The organism is Streptomyces sp. enrichment culture, assembly GCF_964272855.1.
Classification (GTDB): domain Bacteria; phylum Actinomycetota; class Actinomycetes; order Streptomycetales; family Streptomycetaceae; genus Streptomyces.
Genome location: NZ_OZ186847.1, coordinates 6,506,834 through 6,525,610, shown reverse-complemented (window position 1 = coordinate 6,525,610; position 18,777 = coordinate 6,506,834). Strand labels below are relative to the sequence as shown.

15 protein-coding genes are annotated in these 18,777 nt (G+C 72.9%); 9 read left to right on the top strand and 6 right to left on the bottom strand.

The window, feature by feature from the left end; all coding sequences use genetic code 11:
* Positions 1 to 2 precede the first annotated feature (2 nt).
* Entirely contained in the window at positions 3 to 755 is a 753-nt protein-coding gene (locus tag ACSU6L_RS28860) for an MBL fold metallo-hydrolase (RefSeq protein WP_437061437.1), read from the bottom strand.
* Between the two features lie 269 nt (positions 756 to 1,024).
* Positions 1,025 to 1,606: a TIGR03086 family metal-binding protein gene (locus ACSU6L_RS28855; RefSeq protein ID WP_437061435.1), complete on the bottom strand. Its 582-nt coding sequence runs from the start codon at positions 1,604 to 1,606 to the stop codon at positions 1,025 to 1,027.
* A gap of 132 nt (positions 1,607 to 1,738) precedes the next feature.
* On the opposite strand from ACSU6L_RS28855, the gene ACSU6L_RS28850 reads away from it, so the two are divergent.
* On the top strand, positions 1,739 to 2,971 hold the full coding sequence (locus ACSU6L_RS28850) for an MFS transporter (RefSeq protein WP_437061433.1): 1,233 nt from the start codon (positions 1,739 to 1,741) through the stop codon (positions 2,969 to 2,971).
* A gap of 237 nt (positions 2,972 to 3,208) precedes the next feature.
* On the opposite strand, the gene ACSU6L_RS28845 is transcribed toward ACSU6L_RS28850, so the two are convergent.
* Complete coding sequence (locus ACSU6L_RS28845) at positions 3,209 to 4,375, bottom strand: hypothetical protein (protein WP_437061431.1); 1,167 nt, start codon at positions 4,373 to 4,375, stop codon at positions 3,209 to 3,211.
* Positions 4,372 to 5,313, bottom strand: a complete 942-nt coding sequence (locus ACSU6L_RS28840) for a 5-dehydro-4-deoxyglucarate dehydratase (RefSeq protein ID WP_437061429.1) — start codon at positions 5,311 to 5,313, stop codon at positions 4,372 to 4,374. Before ACSU6L_RS28840 ends, ACSU6L_RS28845 begins: the two co-directional genes overlap by 4 nt.
* Positions 5,314 to 5,561: 248 nt before the next feature.
* Here ACSU6L_RS28840 and ACSU6L_RS28835 point away from each other — a divergent pair, with 248 nt between their 5' ends.
* From ACSU6L_RS28835 to ACSU6L_RS28805, 7 genes are all read left to right on the top strand, one after another.
* Positions 5,562 to 6,371, top strand: coding sequence for an NAD-dependent epimerase/dehydratase family protein (locus tag ACSU6L_RS28835; protein WP_437061427.1), 810 nt, complete (start codon positions 5,562 to 5,564; stop codon positions 6,369 to 6,371).
* Between the two features lie 296 nt (positions 6,372 to 6,667).
* Entirely contained in the window at positions 6,668 to 7,435 is a 768-nt protein-coding gene (locus tag ACSU6L_RS28830; protein WP_437061425.1) for a DeoR/GlpR family DNA-binding transcription regulator, read from the top strand.
* Between the two features lie 150 nt (positions 7,436 to 7,585).
* A complete protein-coding gene (locus ACSU6L_RS28825; RefSeq protein WP_437061423.1) occupies positions 7,586 to 8,959 on the top strand; it encodes an ABC transporter substrate-binding protein in 1,374 nt (457 codons plus the stop codon).
* Entirely contained in the window at positions 8,956 to 9,894 is a 939-nt protein-coding gene (locus ACSU6L_RS28820; protein WP_437061421.1) for a carbohydrate ABC transporter permease, read from the top strand. Before ACSU6L_RS28825 ends, ACSU6L_RS28820 begins: the two co-directional genes overlap by 4 nt.
* Positions 9,891 to 10,715 carry a carbohydrate ABC transporter permease gene (locus ACSU6L_RS28815; RefSeq protein WP_437061419.1) on the top strand — a complete coding sequence of 275 codons (825 nt, stop codon included), beginning with the start codon at positions 9,891 to 9,893 and terminating at the stop codon, positions 10,713 to 10,715. The genes ACSU6L_RS28820 and ACSU6L_RS28815 overlap by 4 nt, the downstream gene beginning before the upstream one ends.
* The gene (locus tag ACSU6L_RS28810; protein WP_437061417.1) at positions 10,712 to 11,701 is read left to right on the top strand and encodes a zinc-dependent alcohol dehydrogenase family protein; all 990 of its coding nucleotides are present in this window, start codon (positions 10,712 to 10,714) and stop codon (positions 11,699 to 11,701) included. The genes ACSU6L_RS28815 and ACSU6L_RS28810 overlap by 4 nt, the downstream gene beginning before the upstream one ends.
* A 122-nt stretch (positions 11,702 to 11,823) precedes the next feature.
* Complete coding sequence (locus ACSU6L_RS28805) at positions 11,824 to 13,047, top strand: TerD family protein (RefSeq protein ID WP_437065106.1); 1,224 nt, start codon at positions 11,824 to 11,826, stop codon at positions 13,045 to 13,047.
* A 65-nt stretch (positions 13,048 to 13,112) separates the two neighbouring features.
* Here the strand turns inward: ACSU6L_RS28805 and ACSU6L_RS28800 are convergent, their stop codons facing one another.
* Both ACSU6L_RS28800 and ACSU6L_RS28795 read right to left on the bottom strand, forming a co-directional pair.
* Complete coding sequence (locus ACSU6L_RS28800; protein WP_437061416.1) at positions 13,113 to 14,696, bottom strand: TROVE domain-containing protein; 1,584 nt, start codon at positions 14,694 to 14,696, stop codon at positions 13,113 to 13,115.
* 466 nt (positions 14,697 to 15,162) lie between these two features.
* Complete coding sequence (locus ACSU6L_RS28795) at positions 15,163 to 16,590, bottom strand: hypothetical protein (protein WP_437061414.1); 1,428 nt, start codon at positions 16,588 to 16,590, stop codon at positions 15,163 to 15,165.
* Positions 16,591 to 16,924: 334 nt separating this feature from the next.
* Here ACSU6L_RS28795 and ACSU6L_RS28790 point away from each other — a divergent pair, with 334 nt between their 5' ends.
* Positions 16,925 to 18,754 carry an endonuclease/exonuclease/phosphatase family protein gene (locus ACSU6L_RS28790; protein WP_437061412.1) on the top strand — a complete coding sequence of 610 codons (1,830 nt, stop codon included), beginning with the start codon at positions 16,925 to 16,927 and terminating at the stop codon, positions 18,752 to 18,754.
* The last annotated feature ends 23 nt before the right edge of the window (positions 18,755 to 18,777 follow it).

Sequence of the window (18,777 nt, the reverse complement as noted above, 5' to 3'; positions counted from 1 at the left end):
CGTCAGAGGCGGTGTACCGCGCCCTCGCGTGCGGTGGCGGTGGTTCCGCCGAACGCGGCGGCGGCGCGGGCGGTCGCGGCCTCGGGGGTGAGCGTGGGCCCGACATGGGTGACGAGCAGCCGTCGCGCGCCGGCCTCACGGGCGGCGGCGCCGGCGTCCTCCGGGGTGAGGTGCACCTGTTCGCCTTCGCGATGCGTGTCGACGTCCGCCTCGCACAGGAACAGGTCGGCGTCGCGGGCGAGTTCCATGAGTGCGGCGCAGGGGCCGGTGTCCCCCGAGTAGGCGAGGGCGCGCCCGTCCGCCTCGGCGCGCAGCCCGTACGCGGGCACGTCGTGCGCGACCGCGCGGGCGGTGAGGAGCAGGTCGCCGTGGCGGGCGGTGTGGCCGTCGTACAGGGGGTGGAAGTCGAACACGCCGCTCAGCGAGGCGGGGTCGGGGCGCCCGAGGAACGCGGCGAGGCGGTGGGCGCAGCCGGCGGGCGCGTACACGGGAATCGGTGCGGGCGGGGTGAGGCCGCCGTACGCGAGTGCGTAGTAGGCGGCCAGGAGATCGGAGTTGTGGTCGGCGTGCAGGTGGGAGATCCAGATCGCGCCCAGCCGTGCCGGATCCGTGTGCCGCTGCAACTCCGCGAAGCTGCCGGGGCCGGCGTCCACCCACACCTCGGCGCCCGGGGCGCTCAGGAGATAGCCGGAGCAGGGGCGGCCGGGGGCCGGGTGCGGGGAGGCGGTACCGAGGACGGTGAGCGTGAGAGACATGCGGGGAGGGTACGGTCCGGTGGCCGCAAGGCTTGCGCTCAGGGAGTGTCCCGTCGGCCGGTCCGGGCCTCAGGGGGTGTCTCGTCGATCAGGCCGGATGAGGGAGCGGCGCCTGGTGCCGTGCGTCACAAGGCGGAGGAGGGAGCCGATGCGATGGGGGTCCCCCCTGCTCGAGCGGAGCCGAGAGCTTGGGGGAATCGGGGACCGACGACAACGCGGCGAGGCGCGGTGCCAGACGCCGCGAGCCCGGCATGATCGGCGAGACCCCCCTAGGGCGTCCAGCCCGGGTCCCGTCCGCTGAGGCCGATCGCCCGGTCGAGCAGCGGAGCCTCGTCCGGGACGGGCACCACCGGGCCGAAGATGCCGTCGCGGAGGGGGTCCTCGGCGGCCTCCCCGAGGAAGGCGTGGCAGGCCCGGAGCGCGGCCGGGTCGGGGGCGTAGTCCTGGCCGGTGGCGCGGGCCAGGTCCCAGCCGTGGACGACCAGCTCGTCGACGGCGACCAGACCGGCGACCTCGCCGGGCAGGTCGACTCCCCCGGCGCGGGTCATGCCGGTCCAGGCGGACGGGTCATCCCACGCGCCGGGCAGTTCGGCGAGCGCCGCGGCCAGCTCCTCGCGCCAGTCGGCTCCGATGTCCGGCAGGGTGCTGTCCGGGGGCGTGTCGGTGGTGGGCCCCAGTTTCTTGCGGCCGGCATCGCGGAAGGCGACGGCGAGCCCGGTGATGTGGCCGAGCAGATGGCGGACCCGGTACCCGGGGCACGGGGTGGGGGCCGTCAGCAGATCGTCGGGGACGCCTGCGGCGAGGCGGGCCACGATCGCCGCCTGCGGGGCGAGGTCCAGGGTCGGGTTCATGCGCTGCTCCTCAGGGTTCGGTCTCTCGGAGTGTTGACCGGTCCCGGGCCCGGAACTCATCGCCCGGCCGCCCACCGGATACGGCGACTTCCCGATCCGCGCGCGGGGGCCTTGGCACCAGCCTGGCGTGCCATGACGACGAACTGGACAGTGACCCGCGTCCTTCGTGACCGCAACGCGGCGCTCTCGCTCGCCGCGGTGGTGGTGTCCGGCTTCGGCACGTCGGCGCTGTGGCTGGCGTCCGGCGTGTGGGTGAAGGACCTCACCGGCTCGGACGGGCTGGCCGCGCTGTGCATGGCGGCGATGTGGGCGCCGACCCTGGCGGGCCCCCTGCTGGGCGCGCTCGCCGACCGCGTCCCCCGCGCGCCGCTGCTGATCGGCGTCAGCGTGCTGATGGGCGCGCTGCTGCTCACGCTCCTCACCGTCGACGCGCCGGGAGAGCTGTGGCTGCTGTTCGTGGTCCTGGCGGTGTACGGCGCGGCGGGCACCGTCCACGACGCGGCCGAGTCGGCGCTGGTCGCGGCGGCCGTCGACGGGCGGCTGCTCGGCGACTTCAACGGGCTGCGGACGACGGCCACGGAGGGCATGAAACTGCTGGCCCCGCTGGCGGGCGCGGGGCTGTACGCGGCGTACGGCGGCTCCGGTGTGGCCGTGCTGGACGCGGTGACGTTCGCCGTGGCGGCGGGGCTGTACGGGCTGCTGCGGGTGCGCGAGGAGCGGCCGGCGCCGCCCGTCGGCGGACGCCGGGCGCGGACGGCCGAGGGCGCGCGGTATCTGTGGTCGCACCGCGGGCTGCGCCCGCTGGTCCTGGCGGGCGGGGCGACGATGCTCGGCGCGGGCCTGAGCGGGGCGCTGCTCTACGCCGTCGTCGACGACCTCGGGCGCTCCCCCGAGTACGCGGGTGTGCTGTACGCCGCGCAGGGCGCGGGCTCGGTCGCCGTCGGGCTGCTCTCGGGGCCCGGGCTGCGCCGGCTGGGCGAGCGGCGTTTCGCGGCGTACGGCATCGCGCTGACGGCCGGGGCGGTGGCGCTGCGGGCGGTGCCGTCCGAGCCGGTGGCGCTGGTGAGCGGCGCGGCGGTCGGCGCGGGCCTGCCGGCGGTGCTGATCGCGACACTGACCGCTGTGCAGCGCGGCACGCCGGGGCCGCTGCTGGGCCGGGTCACCGCCACCGCGAACACGCTGGTGTTCACACCGAACGTGCTGGGCCTGACGACCGGAGCGGCCCTGGTCGGGCCACTGGGACACCGGCCGCTGCTCATCACCGCGGGCGTGGCACTGACAGCGACGGCGGCCGCACTGCTCCAACGCCGGCCGACCCCACTGCCGGCCGAACCGAAACCACGGTCCGGGGCGGACCCGGCGTGACCGGACCGCAGCTCGAAACCACCGCCGAACAGACCCCGCCCGACCCCACCGCGATCGGCGCCCCGGAAAACCCCGAGCAGGAACCCCACCGGCGAGCACCCCGCCCAACCGAAACCACGGCCCGAAGCAGACCCGGCCTGACCCCACCACAGCCCCGTCCGCCCCAGCCCCCGAGCCGAGAAGCCGCCGGCGGCGGACTGCCCGTGCCGGGGCAGCACCGCACCGCACCCGGAGCCCTCAGAGCCCCGCCAGCGCCGCCCGCACCGCCTCCAGGTCGCCGTCCGACGCCAGCCCCGCGTGGTACAGGCGCAGTTCGGTCGCGCCGAGGTCCCGGGCTCGGGTGGCGTCCTCGGCGAGGGTGCCGGGGCTGCCGCCCATCCCCGAGACGACGGTGAGGTTCGCGGCGAGGACGGTTTCCTCGTGCGCGTGCTCCGCGAACGGGGTGAGGAGGCCCGCACCGCCCGTGCAGGGGACGACCACGCCGTCGGCGACGGAGAGGATGTGCGCGGGGTCGACGCCCGCGTTCGCGCCGCAGTGGTAGGAGACCGGGTCGGCGTGCAGCAGGATCCGGAAGCCGGCGGGGGCCTCCGCGCGGACCGCCGAGACGGCCGCCTCCTGGAGGGTGCGGGCGGTTTCGTCCCGCCACGCGCGCGTGGCGGCCGCGGTGGTGTCGCCGAGCAGTTTCTCCACCGCCGCCCAGCCCCCGTCGGAGGGCGCCCCTCGCCACAGCGGCTCCAGCGCGGCGTGTACGGCGGCGGCCAGCTCGTCGGCGTCCAGGCCGTGCTCGGCGTATCCCGCGCGGCAGTCCGCGCAGAAGCACAGGGACATCAGGTACTGGCCGGCGTCGCCGAGGCCGACCCCGCCGGTCTTGTCGTGGGCGTGCAGATGGGCGAGGCCGTACCAGCCCAGGGACTCCAGCTCGGTGCCCCGCGCCCCGGGCCGTACCGCCGCCTCGGCGGCCAGGTCGACGAGGTACGCGCGCGTGGCGGGCTGCGCGATGCACGGCGCCCAGGGGTAGCGGTCGCCGTAGGCGTTGACGACGGAGGTGTCCGGGTGCTCGGCGCCGAGGCGGGAGTTGTGGGCGAGCACGACCCAGCTGTGCGTCTCCAGGCCGGCCTCGGCGAGCGCGGCTGCCGCCTCGCCGTACGCGTCGGCCTCGGGCACCCAGGCACCGGCCGGGTAGGGGCGCAGGGTGCGGTCCGCCCAGCGGGGGCCGAGCGGGTAGAGCACGGCGGCGTGTTCGGCGGTGACGATGCGGTGGCGGGGGTGGCGGGGGGTCAGCGCCCGCGTGGAGTGGTAGGCGGAGGCGAGCGTCGCCTGGCGTATGCCGAGGTCCGCCAGCCGGGCCGGGGCCTGGGGGTCTCCGTTGACGTCCCAGGGGTAGACGAACGCCGACGCCTTCACTTGGTCTCCTCCAGCAGCGCGTACCCCCGCTCGATCAGCTGAGCGAGCTGCTTGACATGATCGTCGCTCGGCTCGTGCAGCGGGGGCCGGACCTCTCCCACGTCCAGCCCGCGCAGCCGTACGCCCGCCTTGACCAGGGCGACGGCGTACCCGCGGCCCTGGGCGCGCAGTTCGACGAAGGGCCGGTAGAAGCCGTCGAGCAGGCGGTGCGCGGTGGTGTCGTCGCCGGTGCGCAGCGCCCGGTGGAAGGCGAGGGCGATCTCGGGCACGAAGCAGAACACGGCGGAGGAGTACAGGGTGACGCCGATGCCCCGGTAGGCGAGCTGGGTCTGCTCGGCGGTCGGCAGGCCGTTGAAGTAGAGGAAGTCGCCGGGGGCCTCGGTGCGTACGGCGCTGACGATCCGCTGCATGAGGTCGAGGTCGCCGAGGCCGTCCTTGAGGCCGACGATGCCTTCGGTGCGGGCGAGTCCGACGACCGTCTCGGGGGTGAAGACCGCGTTGTCGCGCTGGTAGACGATGACGGGCAGCCCGGTCGCCGCCGCGATCTCCCGGTAGTGCCGCAGCAGTCCCTCCTGCCCGGCGACGACGAGGTACGGCGGCATCGCGAGCAGCCCGTCGGCGCCGGCCTCCTCGGCGAGCCGCGCGTACCGCACGGCGAGCGCGGTGCCGTAGCCCGCTCCGGCGACGACGGGCACCCGCCCGGCGGTCTCCTCGACCGCCACGCGTACGCACACCTCGAACTCCTCGGGGGTGAGCGCGTGGAACTCCCCGGTGCCGCAGCACGCGAAGACCGCCGCGGCGCCGGCCTCGACCCCGCGCCGCACATGGGCGCGGTAGGCGTCGAGGTCGACGGCGCCGTCCGGGCCGTAGGCGGTGACGGGGAAGAACAGCGGCCCGCTGGGGACGGTGAGGCGAGCGGCGAGAGGGGCTGTCGTCACGGGCTCTCCCGGGGATCCATGAGGTCCATATGCTTGATCTGCGTCTACATTTCTGAACTCGCCCACGCTAAGCCGCCCCCAGGAGGCGGGTCAAGCGTGCCAACCCTCGACACACCAGCGGATTTCACGGTTCCACGGGACACTTGACGGGCGGTGCGCACCCTCTTAGCGTGTCCACGAATATGAATGCCGTACGCGAATGTGCACGCAGCGCGCGGGTACGGCCGGCGATGCAAGGAGATCCGAGGATGCCCGCTCCCCGCACCGTTCTGCTCACCGGCGCCGCCGGCGGCCTCGGCACCCTGATGCGGGACCTGCTCCCGGACTACGGCTACGAGCTGCGCCTGCTCGACCTGCGCCCCGTCGAGGGCGCGCCGGGCGCGATCGTCGCCGACCTCGCCGACAAGGACGCGGTCCGGGAGGCCGTACGGGGCGTCGACGCGATCATCCACCTCGCGGGCATCTCCCTGGAAGCCCCCTTCGAGAAGATCCTCAAGGCGAACATCGAGGGCACCTACAACCTGTACGAGGCCGCCCGCGAGGAGGGCGTCCGGCGGATCGTCTTCGCCTCCTCCAACCACGCGGTCGGCTACACCCCCCGCCCGCAGGGCGACGACCCGCTGATCCCGATCGAGACCCCGCGCCGCCCTGACACCTTCTACGGCCTGTCCAAGTCCTTCGGCGAGGACCTCGCGCAGTTCTACTGGGACAAGCACGGCCTGGAGACCGTCTCGGTGCGCATCGGCTCCTGCTTCCCCGAGCCGACCAGCGTGCGGATGCTCTCGGTGTGGATGAGCCCGGCCGACGGCGCCCGCCTCCTGCACGCGGCACTGACCGCCGAGCAGGTCGGCCACACCGTCGTCTACGGGTCCTCCGCCAACACCCGGCTGTGGTGGGACCTGTCCACCGCGCGGGCCATCGGTTACGAGCCGCAGGACGACTCCGAGCCCTACGCCGAGAAGCTGATCGCCGAACAGGGCGAGCTGGACCCGGCCAACCCGGCGCACGCCTGCCTGGGCGGCCACTTCGTGACCGAGCCGCCGATCTGGCCGTACTGACCGGAAAACATCGGCGGAGCGGGCGGGCGGGAAACGGGCCCGCCCGCTCGGGCATTCGGGCACGGATCGAGCCCGGCCGGGCAACCCGCTCCAGGGCCCCAGGGCCCCGCGACCAGCCACGACGCTTCCGCAGACGGCCCTCAAAGCGCCGCCCGCACCCAAGACCGAACGGGCACACACGGGCAGCATCACCCTCATAACAGACCTGGCCAGCGTCCCCCACCCGCTGTAGAACTTCCCCCATGGGCCACAGCGGGCCCGAACGGGCACTACGGCAGGAAGGGCGGGTGACGGCCATGCACAGAACCGCGGAGGAACGCCAGCGCGAGATCGTACGCGCGGCCCGCGCCGGCGGTTCCGTTGACGTCACCGCGCTCGCCGCCGAGCTGGGCGTGGCCAAGGAGACCGTCCGGCGGGACCTGCGGGTCCTGGAGGACCACGGCCTGGTGCGGCGCACGCACGGCGGGGCCTACCCCGTGGAGAGCGCCGGGTTCGAGACGACGCTCTCCTTCCGCGCCACCAGCCACGTCCCCGAGAAGCGCCGGATCGCGGCCGCCGCGGCCGAGCTGCTGGGGGACGCCGAGACGGTCTTCGTCGACGAGGGCTTCACCCCGCAGCTCATCGCCGAGGCACTGCCCCGCGACCGGCCGCTGACCGTGGTCACCGCGTCCCTGCCGGTCGCGGGCGCGCTCGCCGGGGCGGACCACGTCTCGGTGCTGCTGCTCGGCGGCCGGGTCCGCCCGGGAACCCTCGCCACCGTCGACCACTGGACGACGAAGATGCTGGCCGGCTTCGTCGTCGACCTCGCCTACATCGGCGCCAACGGCATCTCCCGCGAGCACGGTCTGACCACCCCCGACCCCGCGGTCGGCGAGGTCAAGGCGCAGGCGGTGCGGGCCGCGCGGCGCACCGTCTTCGCCGGGGTGCACAGCAAGTTCGGCGCGGTGAGCTTCTGCCGGTTCGCCGAGGTCGGCTCGCTGGAGGCGATCGTGACGAGCACGCTGCTGCCGTCGGCGGAGGCCCACCGCTACTCGCTGCTGGGCCCCCAGGTCATCCGCGTCTGAGGAACCGGCAGCGTCCGGGAACCCAGCCGCGTCCGAAGATCCAATGGCGTCCGAAATCCAACCGCGTCCGAAAATCCAACCCACTCCCCATACAGGGCACCCCTATGCCCGACTGCACCCCTTATCTCCCCATACGTCCAGGAGCGATCCATGCGAACCCAGAGCCGACGACGGCCCCCGCGAGCGACACTCGCCACGGCCGTCGCAGGGACGCTGCTCGCCCCGCTGCTCTCCGGCTGCTGGGTCGGAGCGGGCGGGGCCGGATCCGGCGGCGACGCCATCAACGTCCTGATGGTCAACAACCCGCAGATGGTGGAGCTGCAGAAGCTCACCGCCGCCCATTTCACCCGGGAGACCGGCATCGAGGTCAACTTCACCGTCCTGCCGGAGAACGACGTCCGCGACAAGATCAGCCAGGACTTCGCCAACCAGGCCGGCCAGTACGACGTCGCCACCCTCTCCAACTACGAGATACCGATCTACGCCCGCAACGGCTGGCTCAAGGAGATGGACTCCTACGTCGCGAAGGACCCCGCGTACGACGAGCAGGACGTCCTCAAGCCGATGCGCCAGTCCCTCACCGGCGACGACGGCAAGCTGTACGGCCAGCCCTTCTACGGCGAGTCGTCGTTCCTCATGTACCGCAAGGACGTGTTCGCCCGCGAGGGCCTGACCATGCCCGAGCGCCCCACCTGGCGGCAGGTGGCCGACCTCGCCGCCCGCGTCGACGGCGCCGATGACGGCATGAAGGGCATCTGCCTGCGCGGACTGCCCGGCTGGGGCGAGGTGATGGCCCCGCTGACGACGGTCGTCAACACCTTCGGCGGCACCTGGTTCGACCAGGACTGGAAGGCGCGTCTGGACTCCCCCGAGTTCGAGAAGGCGACGAAGTTCTATGTCGACCTGGTCCGTGAGCACGGCGAGTCCGGCGCGGCCCAGTCCGGCTTCGCCGAATGCCTGAACAACATGACCCAGGGCAACGTCGCCATGTGGTACGACGCCACCTCCGCGGCCGGCTTGCTGGAGGCGGCGGACTCCCCCGTCAAGGGCAAGGTCGGCTACGCCCCCGCCCCCGTCGAGAAGACGGACTCCTCCGGCTGGCTCTACACCTGGGCCTGGGGCATCCAGGACGCCTCCCGCAACCCCGACAAGGCGTGGAAGTTCGTCTCCTGGGCGTCGAGCAAGGAGTACGAGGAACTGGTCGGCGAGAAGTCGGGCTGGTCGAACGTCCCCGCCGGCAAGCGGGCGTCGACGTACGACCACCCCGCCTACCGCGCGGAGGCCGCCGCCTTCCAGGAGATGACCCGCGCGGCCATCGAGGGCGCCCGCCCCGACGACCCCGGCGTCCAGCCGCGCCCCGCGCCCGGCATCCAGTTCGTCGGCATCCCCGAGTTCACCGATCTCGGCACGCAGGTCTCCCAGGAGATCAGCGCGGCCATCGCCGGACGCCAGTCCGTCGAGACGGCCCTGAGGAAGTCCCAGCAGCTCGCCGAGCGCATCTCCGAGGAGTACGAGGGACGATGACCGCGACGACGACGGCCCCCGTGGCCACCAGCCCCGTCCGCACCGCGGGCGCGCCGAGGGCCCGGCTGCGCGCCTGGGCGACCCGCGCCCCGCTGCTGCCCGCCCTGGTCTTCATGATCGTGGTGACCCAGCTGCCCTTCGTGGCGACGCTGATCATCTCCTTCTTCGACTGGAACGCCCTCTACCCCGACGCCCGCCGCTTCACCGGCGTCGACAACTACCGCCAGGTGCTCACCGACGCCGACCTGCGCCACTCGGTGGGCACGACGATCCTGCTCACGGCGACGGTGGTGCTGGTCAGCCTGGTCCTGGGCCTGGTCCTTGCGCTGCTGCTCGACCGCCGCTTCAAGGGCCGGGGCGCGGTCCGCACCCTGCTGATCGCCCCGTTCCTCGTGGTCCCGGTCGCGGCCGCGCTGCTGTGGAAGCACGTCCTGTACAACCCCGAGTACGGCCTGCTGAACGGCCTGCTGAGCTACGTCGGCGGCCCCCAGCCGGACTGGATCTCCAGCACCCCGCTGCTCGCCGTCGAGGCGTCCCTGGTCTGGCAGTGGACCCCGTTCATGATGCTGATCCTGCTGGCCGGGCTGCAGAGCCGCGACCCGCAGCAGATCGAGGCCGCGCGGGTGGACGGCGCGAGCGACTGGCAGATCTTCCGCCATCTGACCCTGCCCCACCTGCGCCGCTATCTGGAACTCGGCGCCCTGCTCGGATCGATCTACATCGTCCAGAACTTCGACGCCGTCTTCACGATCACCTCCGGCGGCCTGGGCACCGCGAACCTCCCCTACACCGTCTACCAGAGCTTCTACCAGGCCCACGAGAACGGCCTCGCCTCGGCCGCGGGCGTGCTGGTGGTCATCGGTTCGATCGTCATCGCGACCTTCGCGCTGCGGGTCGTGTCGTCCCTCTTCCGCGAGGAGGTGTCCCGCGCGTGAACGCCGTGCGCCGCACCGGGCCCGGCCTGCTGGCCTGGCTCGCCGGGATCGTGTTCTTCCTGCCCATCGCCTGGATGGCGCTGACGTCCTTCCACTCGGAGGCGGACGCGGCGGCCAACCCGCCCTCCTTCACCGCCGCCCTCACCCTGGACGGCTACCGCGAGTTCTTCGGCCTCTCGGGCGGGGCGAGCCCCTGGCCCGCGCTGATCAACTCGACGGTGGCCTCGGTGGCGTCGACCCTGCTCGTCCTGCTGCTCGCCCTCCCGGCGGCGTACGCGCTGTCGGTCAACCGCGTCCGCAAGTGGACGGACGTCCTGTTCTTCTTCCTGTCCACCAAGATGCTGCCCGTGGTGGCGGGCCTGCTCCCGATCTACCTGTTCGCCAGGAACGCGGGCCTGCTCGACAACATCTGGCTGCTGGTCCTCCTCTACACCTCGATGAACCTGCCGATCGCCGTCTGGATGATGCAGTCCTTCCTCGCCGAGGTACCGGTGGCCGTGATCGAGGCGGCCCGGGTGGACGGCGCGCGCCTGCCGACGATCCTCGCGCGGGTGATCGGGCCGATCGCGCTGCCCGGCATCGCGGCGACCGCCCTGATCTGCTTCATCTTCAGCTGGAACGAGCTGCTGTTCGCCCGGGTGCTGACCGGCGTCGTCGCCGAGACCGCCCCCGTCTTCCTGACCGGCTTCATCACCAGCCAGGGCCTGTTCCTGGCCAAGGTGTGCGCCGCGTCGCTCGTCGTCTCCCTGCCGGTGCTCGCCGCGGGGTTCGCCGCCCAGGACAAGCTGGTCCAGGGCCTGTCGTTGGGAGCCGTGAAATGAAGGCCGCCGTCATCGAGTCCGTGGGCCGGGCCGTCGTCACCGAGGTCCCGGACCCCGCGCCGGGGCCGCGCGAGGTCGTCGTCGAGGTCGCCGCCTGCGGCCTGTGCGGCACCGACCTGCACATCCTGCAGGGCGAGTTCGCGCCCAAGCTGCCCGTCGTGCCGGGCCACGAGTTCGCCGGCGAGGTGGTCGGGGTGGGCACCCAGGTCACCGAGGTGTCGGTCGGCGACCGGGTGGCGGTCGACCCGTCCCTGTACTGCCACGAGTGCCGCTACTGCCGTACCGGCCACAACAACCTGTGCGAACGCTGGGCGGCGATCGGCGTGACCACGGCGGGCGGGGCGGCGAAGTACGCCGTGGCCCCGGTGGCGAACTGCGTACGGCTCCCGGACCACATCCGCACCCAGGACGCCGCCCTGATCGAGCCCCTGTCGTGCGCGGTCCGCGGCTACGACGTGCTGCGCGCCCGCCTCGGCGCCCACGTCCTGATCTACGGCTCGGGCACGATGGGCCTGATGATGCTGGAGCTGGCCAAGCGGACCGGCGCGGCGAGCGTGGACATGGTGGACGTGAACCCGGCCCGGCTGGAGACGGCACGCCGGCTGGGCGTCTCGGGGTCCGCCGCGAACGCGGACGAACTGGACCGCCCGCAGGGCTGGGACGTGGTGGTGGACGCCACGGGCAACGCGGCCGCCATCCAGGACGGCCTGGACCGGGTGGCGAAGGCGGGCACGTTCCTGCAGTTCGGCGTGGCGGACTACGCGACCCGGGTCACGATCGACCCGTACCGCATCTACAACCAGGAGATCACCATCACCGGTTCGATGGCGGTCCTGCACAGCTTCGAGCGGGCGGCGGAGCTGTTCTCCAACGGCGTCCTGGACCCGGAGATCTTCATCAGCGACCGCATCCCGCTGGACCGCTACCCGCAGGCGCTGGAGCAGTTCGCGTCGGGAGTGGGGCGCAAGATCGTGGTGGTGCCGTAGGACAGGCCGGACACCGAAGAACGCCGGGGCCGCGACCACCCGCGCGACCGGTGGTGACCCGATCGGCGGGCCGGTAAGGGAACGGTAAAACGGCCTCGGTCGTTCAACGAGGCATGACAGCTATGACCCCCGGCTCGAACATCGCTCTCTCCGCCGCCCGCGTGTCGGTGGAGGTCGCAGCCCCGGTGCGGCTCGACGTTTCGGGCCTGCTGCTCACCGCCGACGGCAAGGTGCGCTCCGACGACGACTTCATCTTCTACAACCAGCCCACGGGCCCGGGTGTGACCTACCGCTCCGGCGGCGGCACCGCCCCCGACTCGATCACGGTCGACACCGCGGCCGTCCCGCCCGGCATCGAGAAGATCGTCGTCACCGCCAGCCCGGACGCGGCCGGTCAGACCTTCCAGGGCATCGAACCGACGGCGACCGTGCGCAACGCCGACGACGGCTCCGTCCTCGCCACGTTCACGCCCCCGCAGCTCGGCACCGAGACGGCCCTCGTGGTCGTGGAGATCTACCTGCGCAACGGCCAGTGGAAGGCCCGCGCGGTCGGCCAGGGCTACGCCGACGGCCTGGCCGGCATCGCCACCGACTTCGGCGTCACGGTGGAGGAGCCCGCCCCGGCCCCCGCCGCCCCGGCCCAGCCGGTCACCCCGCCGCCGGCCCCCGCCCAGCCGCCGGTGGCCCCGCCGGCCCCGCAGGTGGACCCGCGTGTGGCCGCTCCCCCGGCGCCCGCCGCCCCGCCGGCCGCCCCCGCCCCGGGCGCCGGGAAGATCAACCTCGACAAGGGCCGCGTCAGCCTCCAGAAGAACCAGACCGTGTCCCTGGTCAAGGGCGGCCGCCCGCTGCTCTCCCAGGTCAAGATGGGCCTCGGCTGGGAGCCCGCCTACCGCGGCAGGGACATCGACCTGGACGCCTCGGTCATCGCCTACGGCCCCCAGCGCAACCACATCGACAGCTGCTACTTCGGCAAGCTCACCATCGTCGGCGGCGCGATCCGCCACTCCGGCGACAACCTCACCGGCGAGGGCGGCGGCGACGACGAGGTCATCACCGTCGACCTCGGCCGCCTCCCGCAGGACGTCACCGGCCTGGTCTTCACCGTCAACTCCTTCTCCGGGCAGAAGTTCACCGAGGTCGCCAAGGCGTACTGCCGCCTCATGGACGCCGCGACCGGCGAGGAACTCGTCCGCTTCGACCTCACCAACGCCGAGGCGCAGACCGGCGTGCTGATGGCCAAGCTGATCCGGCAGTACTCCGGCGAGTGGGAGATGACCGCGATGGGCGACTTCGTGAAGGCCCGCACGGTCCGCAACATGGTCAAGCCCGCGGCCCAGGCGCTGTAGCGGAGGGCGGGAGCCCGGGGGCGCCCCCGTCCAGGGGCGCCCGGCGGCTCACACCGCCCGCGGGCTCATGCCGCCCAGGGCCAGTCGGCGTTCCGCCCCGCCTCCAGCAGCGGCACCATGCGGAACGCCGCGTCGGAGAGGCCGCCGAAGGTGTGCCGGTTCCCCGTCCCGGACGGGCCGTGGCCCGCGCGGTGACCCGCGAGGTTCCAGGTGTAGACGGGCACGTGGGCCGGGATCTGGTCGGTGGGGGCGCCGTGGCGGTTGTGGGTGTACTGCTCGTCGGTGACGATCAGGACCCGGTCGTGGCCGTCGTAGTGCCGGCGCACCGCCTCGGTGGTGTCGGTGCCGCCAAGGTCGCCGAAGCGTCCCAGGATCTTCAGCACCGACTCGCCCGCGCCGAACGGCACCGCGTTGCTGGACGTGCCGAACTCGACGAGGTCCGCGTGGGCCGCCCGCAGCGCGAGCGCCGTGCCGAAGATCGCCGCCGCGTCGGCCCGGTTCAGCTCGGAGCGGTCCGAGAGCCGGGACCAGAACATGGAGCCGGAGCGGTCGACGAGGACGAGCGTGCGGCCGGGCAGCGCGGGCACGTTGGCCAGCGAGTGGCCGAGCGCCTGCTCCAGCGGGTACGCCCAGCGCAGCGACGGCGCGTGCTGGTACGCGGCCAGGTACCGGAAGGGGAACTGCCGCGAACGGCGCACCTCCTCCGGGTCGCCGATCCGCGCGGCGACCCGCGCCGCGACCTCGTCGGAGACACCGGCCTCGTCGAAGTTGCGCAGGTTGCGGACGAGCGCCATGGTGCCCATGGACGGGATCACGGCCTCCCAGGCCTCCTTGTCCATCGGCCCCTGGAGCCAGCCGGCCAGCGCCTCCCAGGTCATCCCGGCCGCCGCCAGCCGCTCGGCCCCGTCGGGCGCCGTCACGACCGCGCGCCGCTCCTCGACCGGCACCGCCATCAGCTCACGGTGCGCGGTCAGCACGCTGTTCGACGCGGGCGGCACCGCCGTGTCCGGGTTGTGCCGCCGGTCGAGGGCGTACCGGAACAGCTCGCCCTGCCACGGCTTTTCCGGGTCGGGCGCGGCGTGCACCAGGTTGAGGATGTCGCCGAACCGGTAGCCCTTGGACGCGGTGTCGTACTTCAGCAGCGACTTGCCGGTGTAGAGGCGGCGCACGGCGTCGGCGACGCCGCGCTTGACCGGCTTTGGCACCGCGCGGCCGTACGCCGACATCCAGTACGCGAGCAGTTCGCCGGGCTCGTCGGGGCGCTGGAGGACGGAGTCCACCACCCGGCGGTTCGACGGGCCGTCGGTCACGCCCGCGTCGAGCCGTGCCTTCACGTACTCGGCGGCGCCGACCAGGGCCGCCGTGCGGAGGTTGCCCTCGCCGCGCAGCCAGCCGAGCAGACCGGCCGTCCAGGCGGGGTCGGTGACGGCGAGCTCGTGTACGAGCGCGGTGAAGCGGTCGTCGCGGGCGGCGCCGGACTCGTAGAAGGTCTGCTGCGAGACGAAGTTGGAGACGGCGAGCAGGAACAGCTCGGACCGCGCGTCGCGCTCGTGGCCCCGGCCGCCCTGGTGGGTGTACAGCGTCCGCCCGGTCGACGCCACCGGCGAGGCCGGCTGCGCCTTCGCGCGCCGCACGTTGAATCGCGCCATGGCGAATTCCCCCGAATTCGTTGTCCTTCGGAGGGAGGCACAGCAACAGGAAGGGGCCCGAGATCGGAGTCGGCGACGGGCTTTTGTCAGATGCTCTGTCCCTTGAGCTACGGCGCCTTGGAGGCGACGACGGGATTTGAACCCGCAACCTTCTGATCCGAATGAAGTATCCGCTGCCTGCGCACCGGGCACCCACCTGGAGCTGCGCCTCCCGAGATCAGATCGGCCGGCGGCGTTGGATTCTGTTGCAAAGAAGTAGCCGCACTGCCAGCGCACCGGGAGGTGCGTGAGGATCACTCTAGAAGGGTGCCTTCGGCCGGGCGAGCGAATTAATCACTTCACCGGCGCGGGCGCTTCCAGGGCCCGGTGATGGCGGGCATGATGCCGGGCTCCTGGATGTTGGCGTAGAGGGTGCGGCCGTCGGGTGAGAAGGCGACGCCGGTGAACCCGCGCCCGCCGGACGGCGTCAGCCTCCGTGCTGCGACCGCGCCTTGAACGCCGCCTTCCGAGCCTCCTTGGCGATCTTCTTGTCCGGGTGGATGCGTCCCATCGCCTCCAGGACGTCCGCAGTGGCGGGATGGTCGACGCGCCAGACGGCGGCGAAGAAGCCGCTGTGCTGCTCGGCCAGGCCCTCGACCAGGGCGCGCAGTTCCTCGGAGTTGCCCTCGGCGGCGAGCTGCGCGGCGACCGTGTCGATGGTCAGCCAGAACACCATCGCCTCGGACGGCGGCGGCACGTCGGCGGCGCCGCGTTCGCTGAGCCAGACCCGGGCGAGCCCGCCCAGTTCCGCGTCGTCCAGCACCTCCCGCAGCGCGGGTTCGGCCTCGGCGCCGACCAGGGACAGCGCCTGCTGGCAGCGCAGCCGGCGCAGGGGTGCCCCGGGGTCGGCGCCGCGGGCGGCGGCCAGCAGTTCCCGTGCGGCGGCGAGGGATTCACGCCGGGCGAGCCACTGCTCGGTCTCGGCCTGCGCGGCCCGCGGCCCGAACGCGGAGGTGCCGTCGAGGAGCGCGTCGGCGCCTTTGTCGGCGAGTTCGCCGACGGCGGGCACGGCGAACCCGGCCTCCAGCAGGCGGGCCCGCAGCCCGTGCCGTCCGAGGGGGGTGAGCCGGACCATGCCGTACCGGGCGACGTCGGTCTCGTCGACGGGCCCGCCCGGCTCGTCGTCGGTGTCGGCCATGAGGGCCTCGTCGACCGGCCGGTACTCGACGAGCCCGATCGGCTCCAGCAGCCGGAACTGGTCGTCGAGCCGCATCATCGCGTCGGAGACCTGCTCCAGGACGTCGTTGGTGGGCTCGCCCATGTCGTCGGGGACGATGACGGAGGCGGCGAGCGCGGGCAGCGGCACGGGGCTGTCACCGGGGCCGTCCTCGCTGACGGTGAGCAGGTAGAGGTTGGCGAGCACGCTGTCGAGGAACTCGGCCTCGCCCTCCGGGTCCCAGTCGAGGGCGGAGAAGTCGATCTGCCCGCCTTCGTCGAGGGCGTCGACGAGGTCGTCGAGGTCGGGCACGCTCGCGTCGGCGAGCACCGTCTCCAGCGCGGTCTGCCAGACGCCGAGGACGTCCTGCGGGGACCCGCCGGTGAGCAGGGCGAGGTCCGCGCCGGCGGCCACCGTGCCCGTCTCCTCGTCGACGATCTCGACGAGCCCGGTGTCGACGGCCACCCGCCAGGCCTCGCTCGCGTACGCGGCGGCGTCGTCGCCGCTCAGCCCCAGCGCGCCGGCCGCGGCGGGCAGCTGTTCCTCGACCAGTCCGCCCCCGGCGTCGACCCGGGTGCCGGGTCCGGCCCAGCGGGCGAGCCGGGCGGCACGGGACAGCAGCGGGGTGGACAGCGCGTCACGCGCCAGCTCCGCTTCGGAGGTCAGCCGTACCGGCGGCAAGGGGGAGCTGTCTGACATCGGCTGGTTCTCCTAGGGCCGCCGGGGGCGGCGTACGACCAATGGTTCAGCCGCTCAGCCTAGACGGGTTTCGACCCATGCCGCCTGGTTCATCTCCTCGTCGACGGCCGTACATGGCCGAAACCTTGACAACTGGCCGGGACAGGCAGGAGATTGACGCGCGTAGAAGTCGGCGGACATCTGTTCACCGAGCGGGGGACCCGACCCTCCTCCTCCTCGGGCACACGGCTCCCCGTCTTCTACGCGCGTCGCCACCGCCCCACCGGTCGCGGCTCCCGACCTTTCACGTTCCACCCTCGTCCCGGCGCCCACGTACGTCCCCGGAGGGATCCCGTTGCCGAGCAAGTCTTCCGCGCGCCTCGCCGCGCTCACCGTCGCCGCCGTCTGTTCCGCGGCGTCCACCGTCGTCCTCACCTCCCCGGCGCACGCGGACAGCGTGCGCGTCCGTGACATCCAGGGCACGACCCGGACCTCGCCGTACGCGGGCAAGCAGGTCACGGACGTGGCCGGAATCGTCACCGGGGTGCGGACCTACGGCCAGTCGAAGGGCTTCTGGATCCAGGACCCGAACCCGGACGCCGACCCGGCCACCAGCGAGGGCGTGTTCGTCTTCACCAGCTCCACGCCCAAGGGCGTGGCCGTCGGCGACGCGGTGACGGTGTCGGGCACGGTCTCCGAGTACGTCCCGGGCGGCACCTCATCCGGCAACCAGGCCATCACCGAGATCACCCGGCCCACGGTGACGGTCGTCTCCAGCGGGAACGCCGTGCCCGCGCCGGTCGTCGTCGACGGCGACTCGGTGCCGGACGCGTACACCCCGCAGGGCGACCCGGCGGCGAACGGCTCGGTCAACGGCCTGCCGCTCCAGCCGTCCGAGTACGCCCTGGACTACTACGAGTCCCTGGAAGGCATGAACGTCCGGGTCGCCGACGTCCGCGTGGTCGGCGCCACCGACCCGTACACCGAGCTGTGGGTCACGGTGAAGCCGGACGAGCGCGACAACCGGCGCGGCGGCACCGTCTACGGCTCCTACACCGCCCAGAACACCGGCCGGCTCCAGATCCAGTCCCTCGGCAAGTCGGCCGACTTCCCGGACGCGAACGTCGGCGACACCCTCGCCGGCGCCACCGCCGGCCCGCTGGACTACAACCAGTTCGGCGGCTACACCCTCGTCGCCAACGAGATCGGCGCGCTGCGGAGCGGCGGCCTGGAGCGCGAGACCACCCGCAAGCAGCGGAACGGCGAGCTGGCGGTCGCGACGTACAACGTCGAGAACCTGGACCCGTCCGACGACACCTTCCCCGCGCACGCCGCCGCGATCGTGAACAACCTGCGCTCGCCCGACATCGTGTCGCTGGAGGAGATCCAGGACAACAACGGCGCGACGAACGACGGCACGGTCGCGGCCGACCGGACGGTGACCGAGCTGATCGACGCGATCGTCGCGGCGGGCGGCCCCCGCTACGACTGGCGCGGCATCGACCCGGCGAACAACGCCGACGGCGGCGAACCCGGCGGCAACATCCGCCAGGTGTTCCTCTTCAACCCCGAGCGCGTGTCCTTCACCGACCGCGCGGGCGGCGACGCGACCACCGCCGTCGACGTGATGCGGGAGCGCGGCAAGGCGGCGCTGACGGTCTCCCCCGGCCGGATCGACCCGGCGAACGAGGCCTGGAAGAGCAGCCGCAAGCCGCTGGCCGGCGAGTTCGTCTTCCGCGGCCGCACGGTGTTCGTGATCGCCAACCACTTCAACTCCAAGGGCGGCGACCAGGGCCTGACCGCGCAGTACCAGCCGCCGGCCCGCAGCTCGGAGACCCAGCGCCACCTCCAGGCGACCGCGGTGAACACGTTCGTCAAGGAGATCCTGGCCACCCAGAAGAACGCGGACGTCATCGCCCTCGGCGACATCAACGACTTCGAGTTCTCCGGCACCGCGGAAGCCCTCGAGGGCGACGGCGAGCTGTGGTCGGCCGTCAAGTCGCTGCCGCGCGGCGAGCGGTACTCGTACGTCTACCAGGGCAACAGCCAGGTGCTGGACCAGATCCTGATCAGCCCGTCGATCCGGCGCGGCTGCGACTTCGAGTACGACAGCGTGCACATCAACGCCGAGTTCCACGACCAGATCAGCGACCACGACCCGCAGGTGCTGCGGTTCCGCCCGTAGCCGGTCTGTCCGGTCGGTCGGTC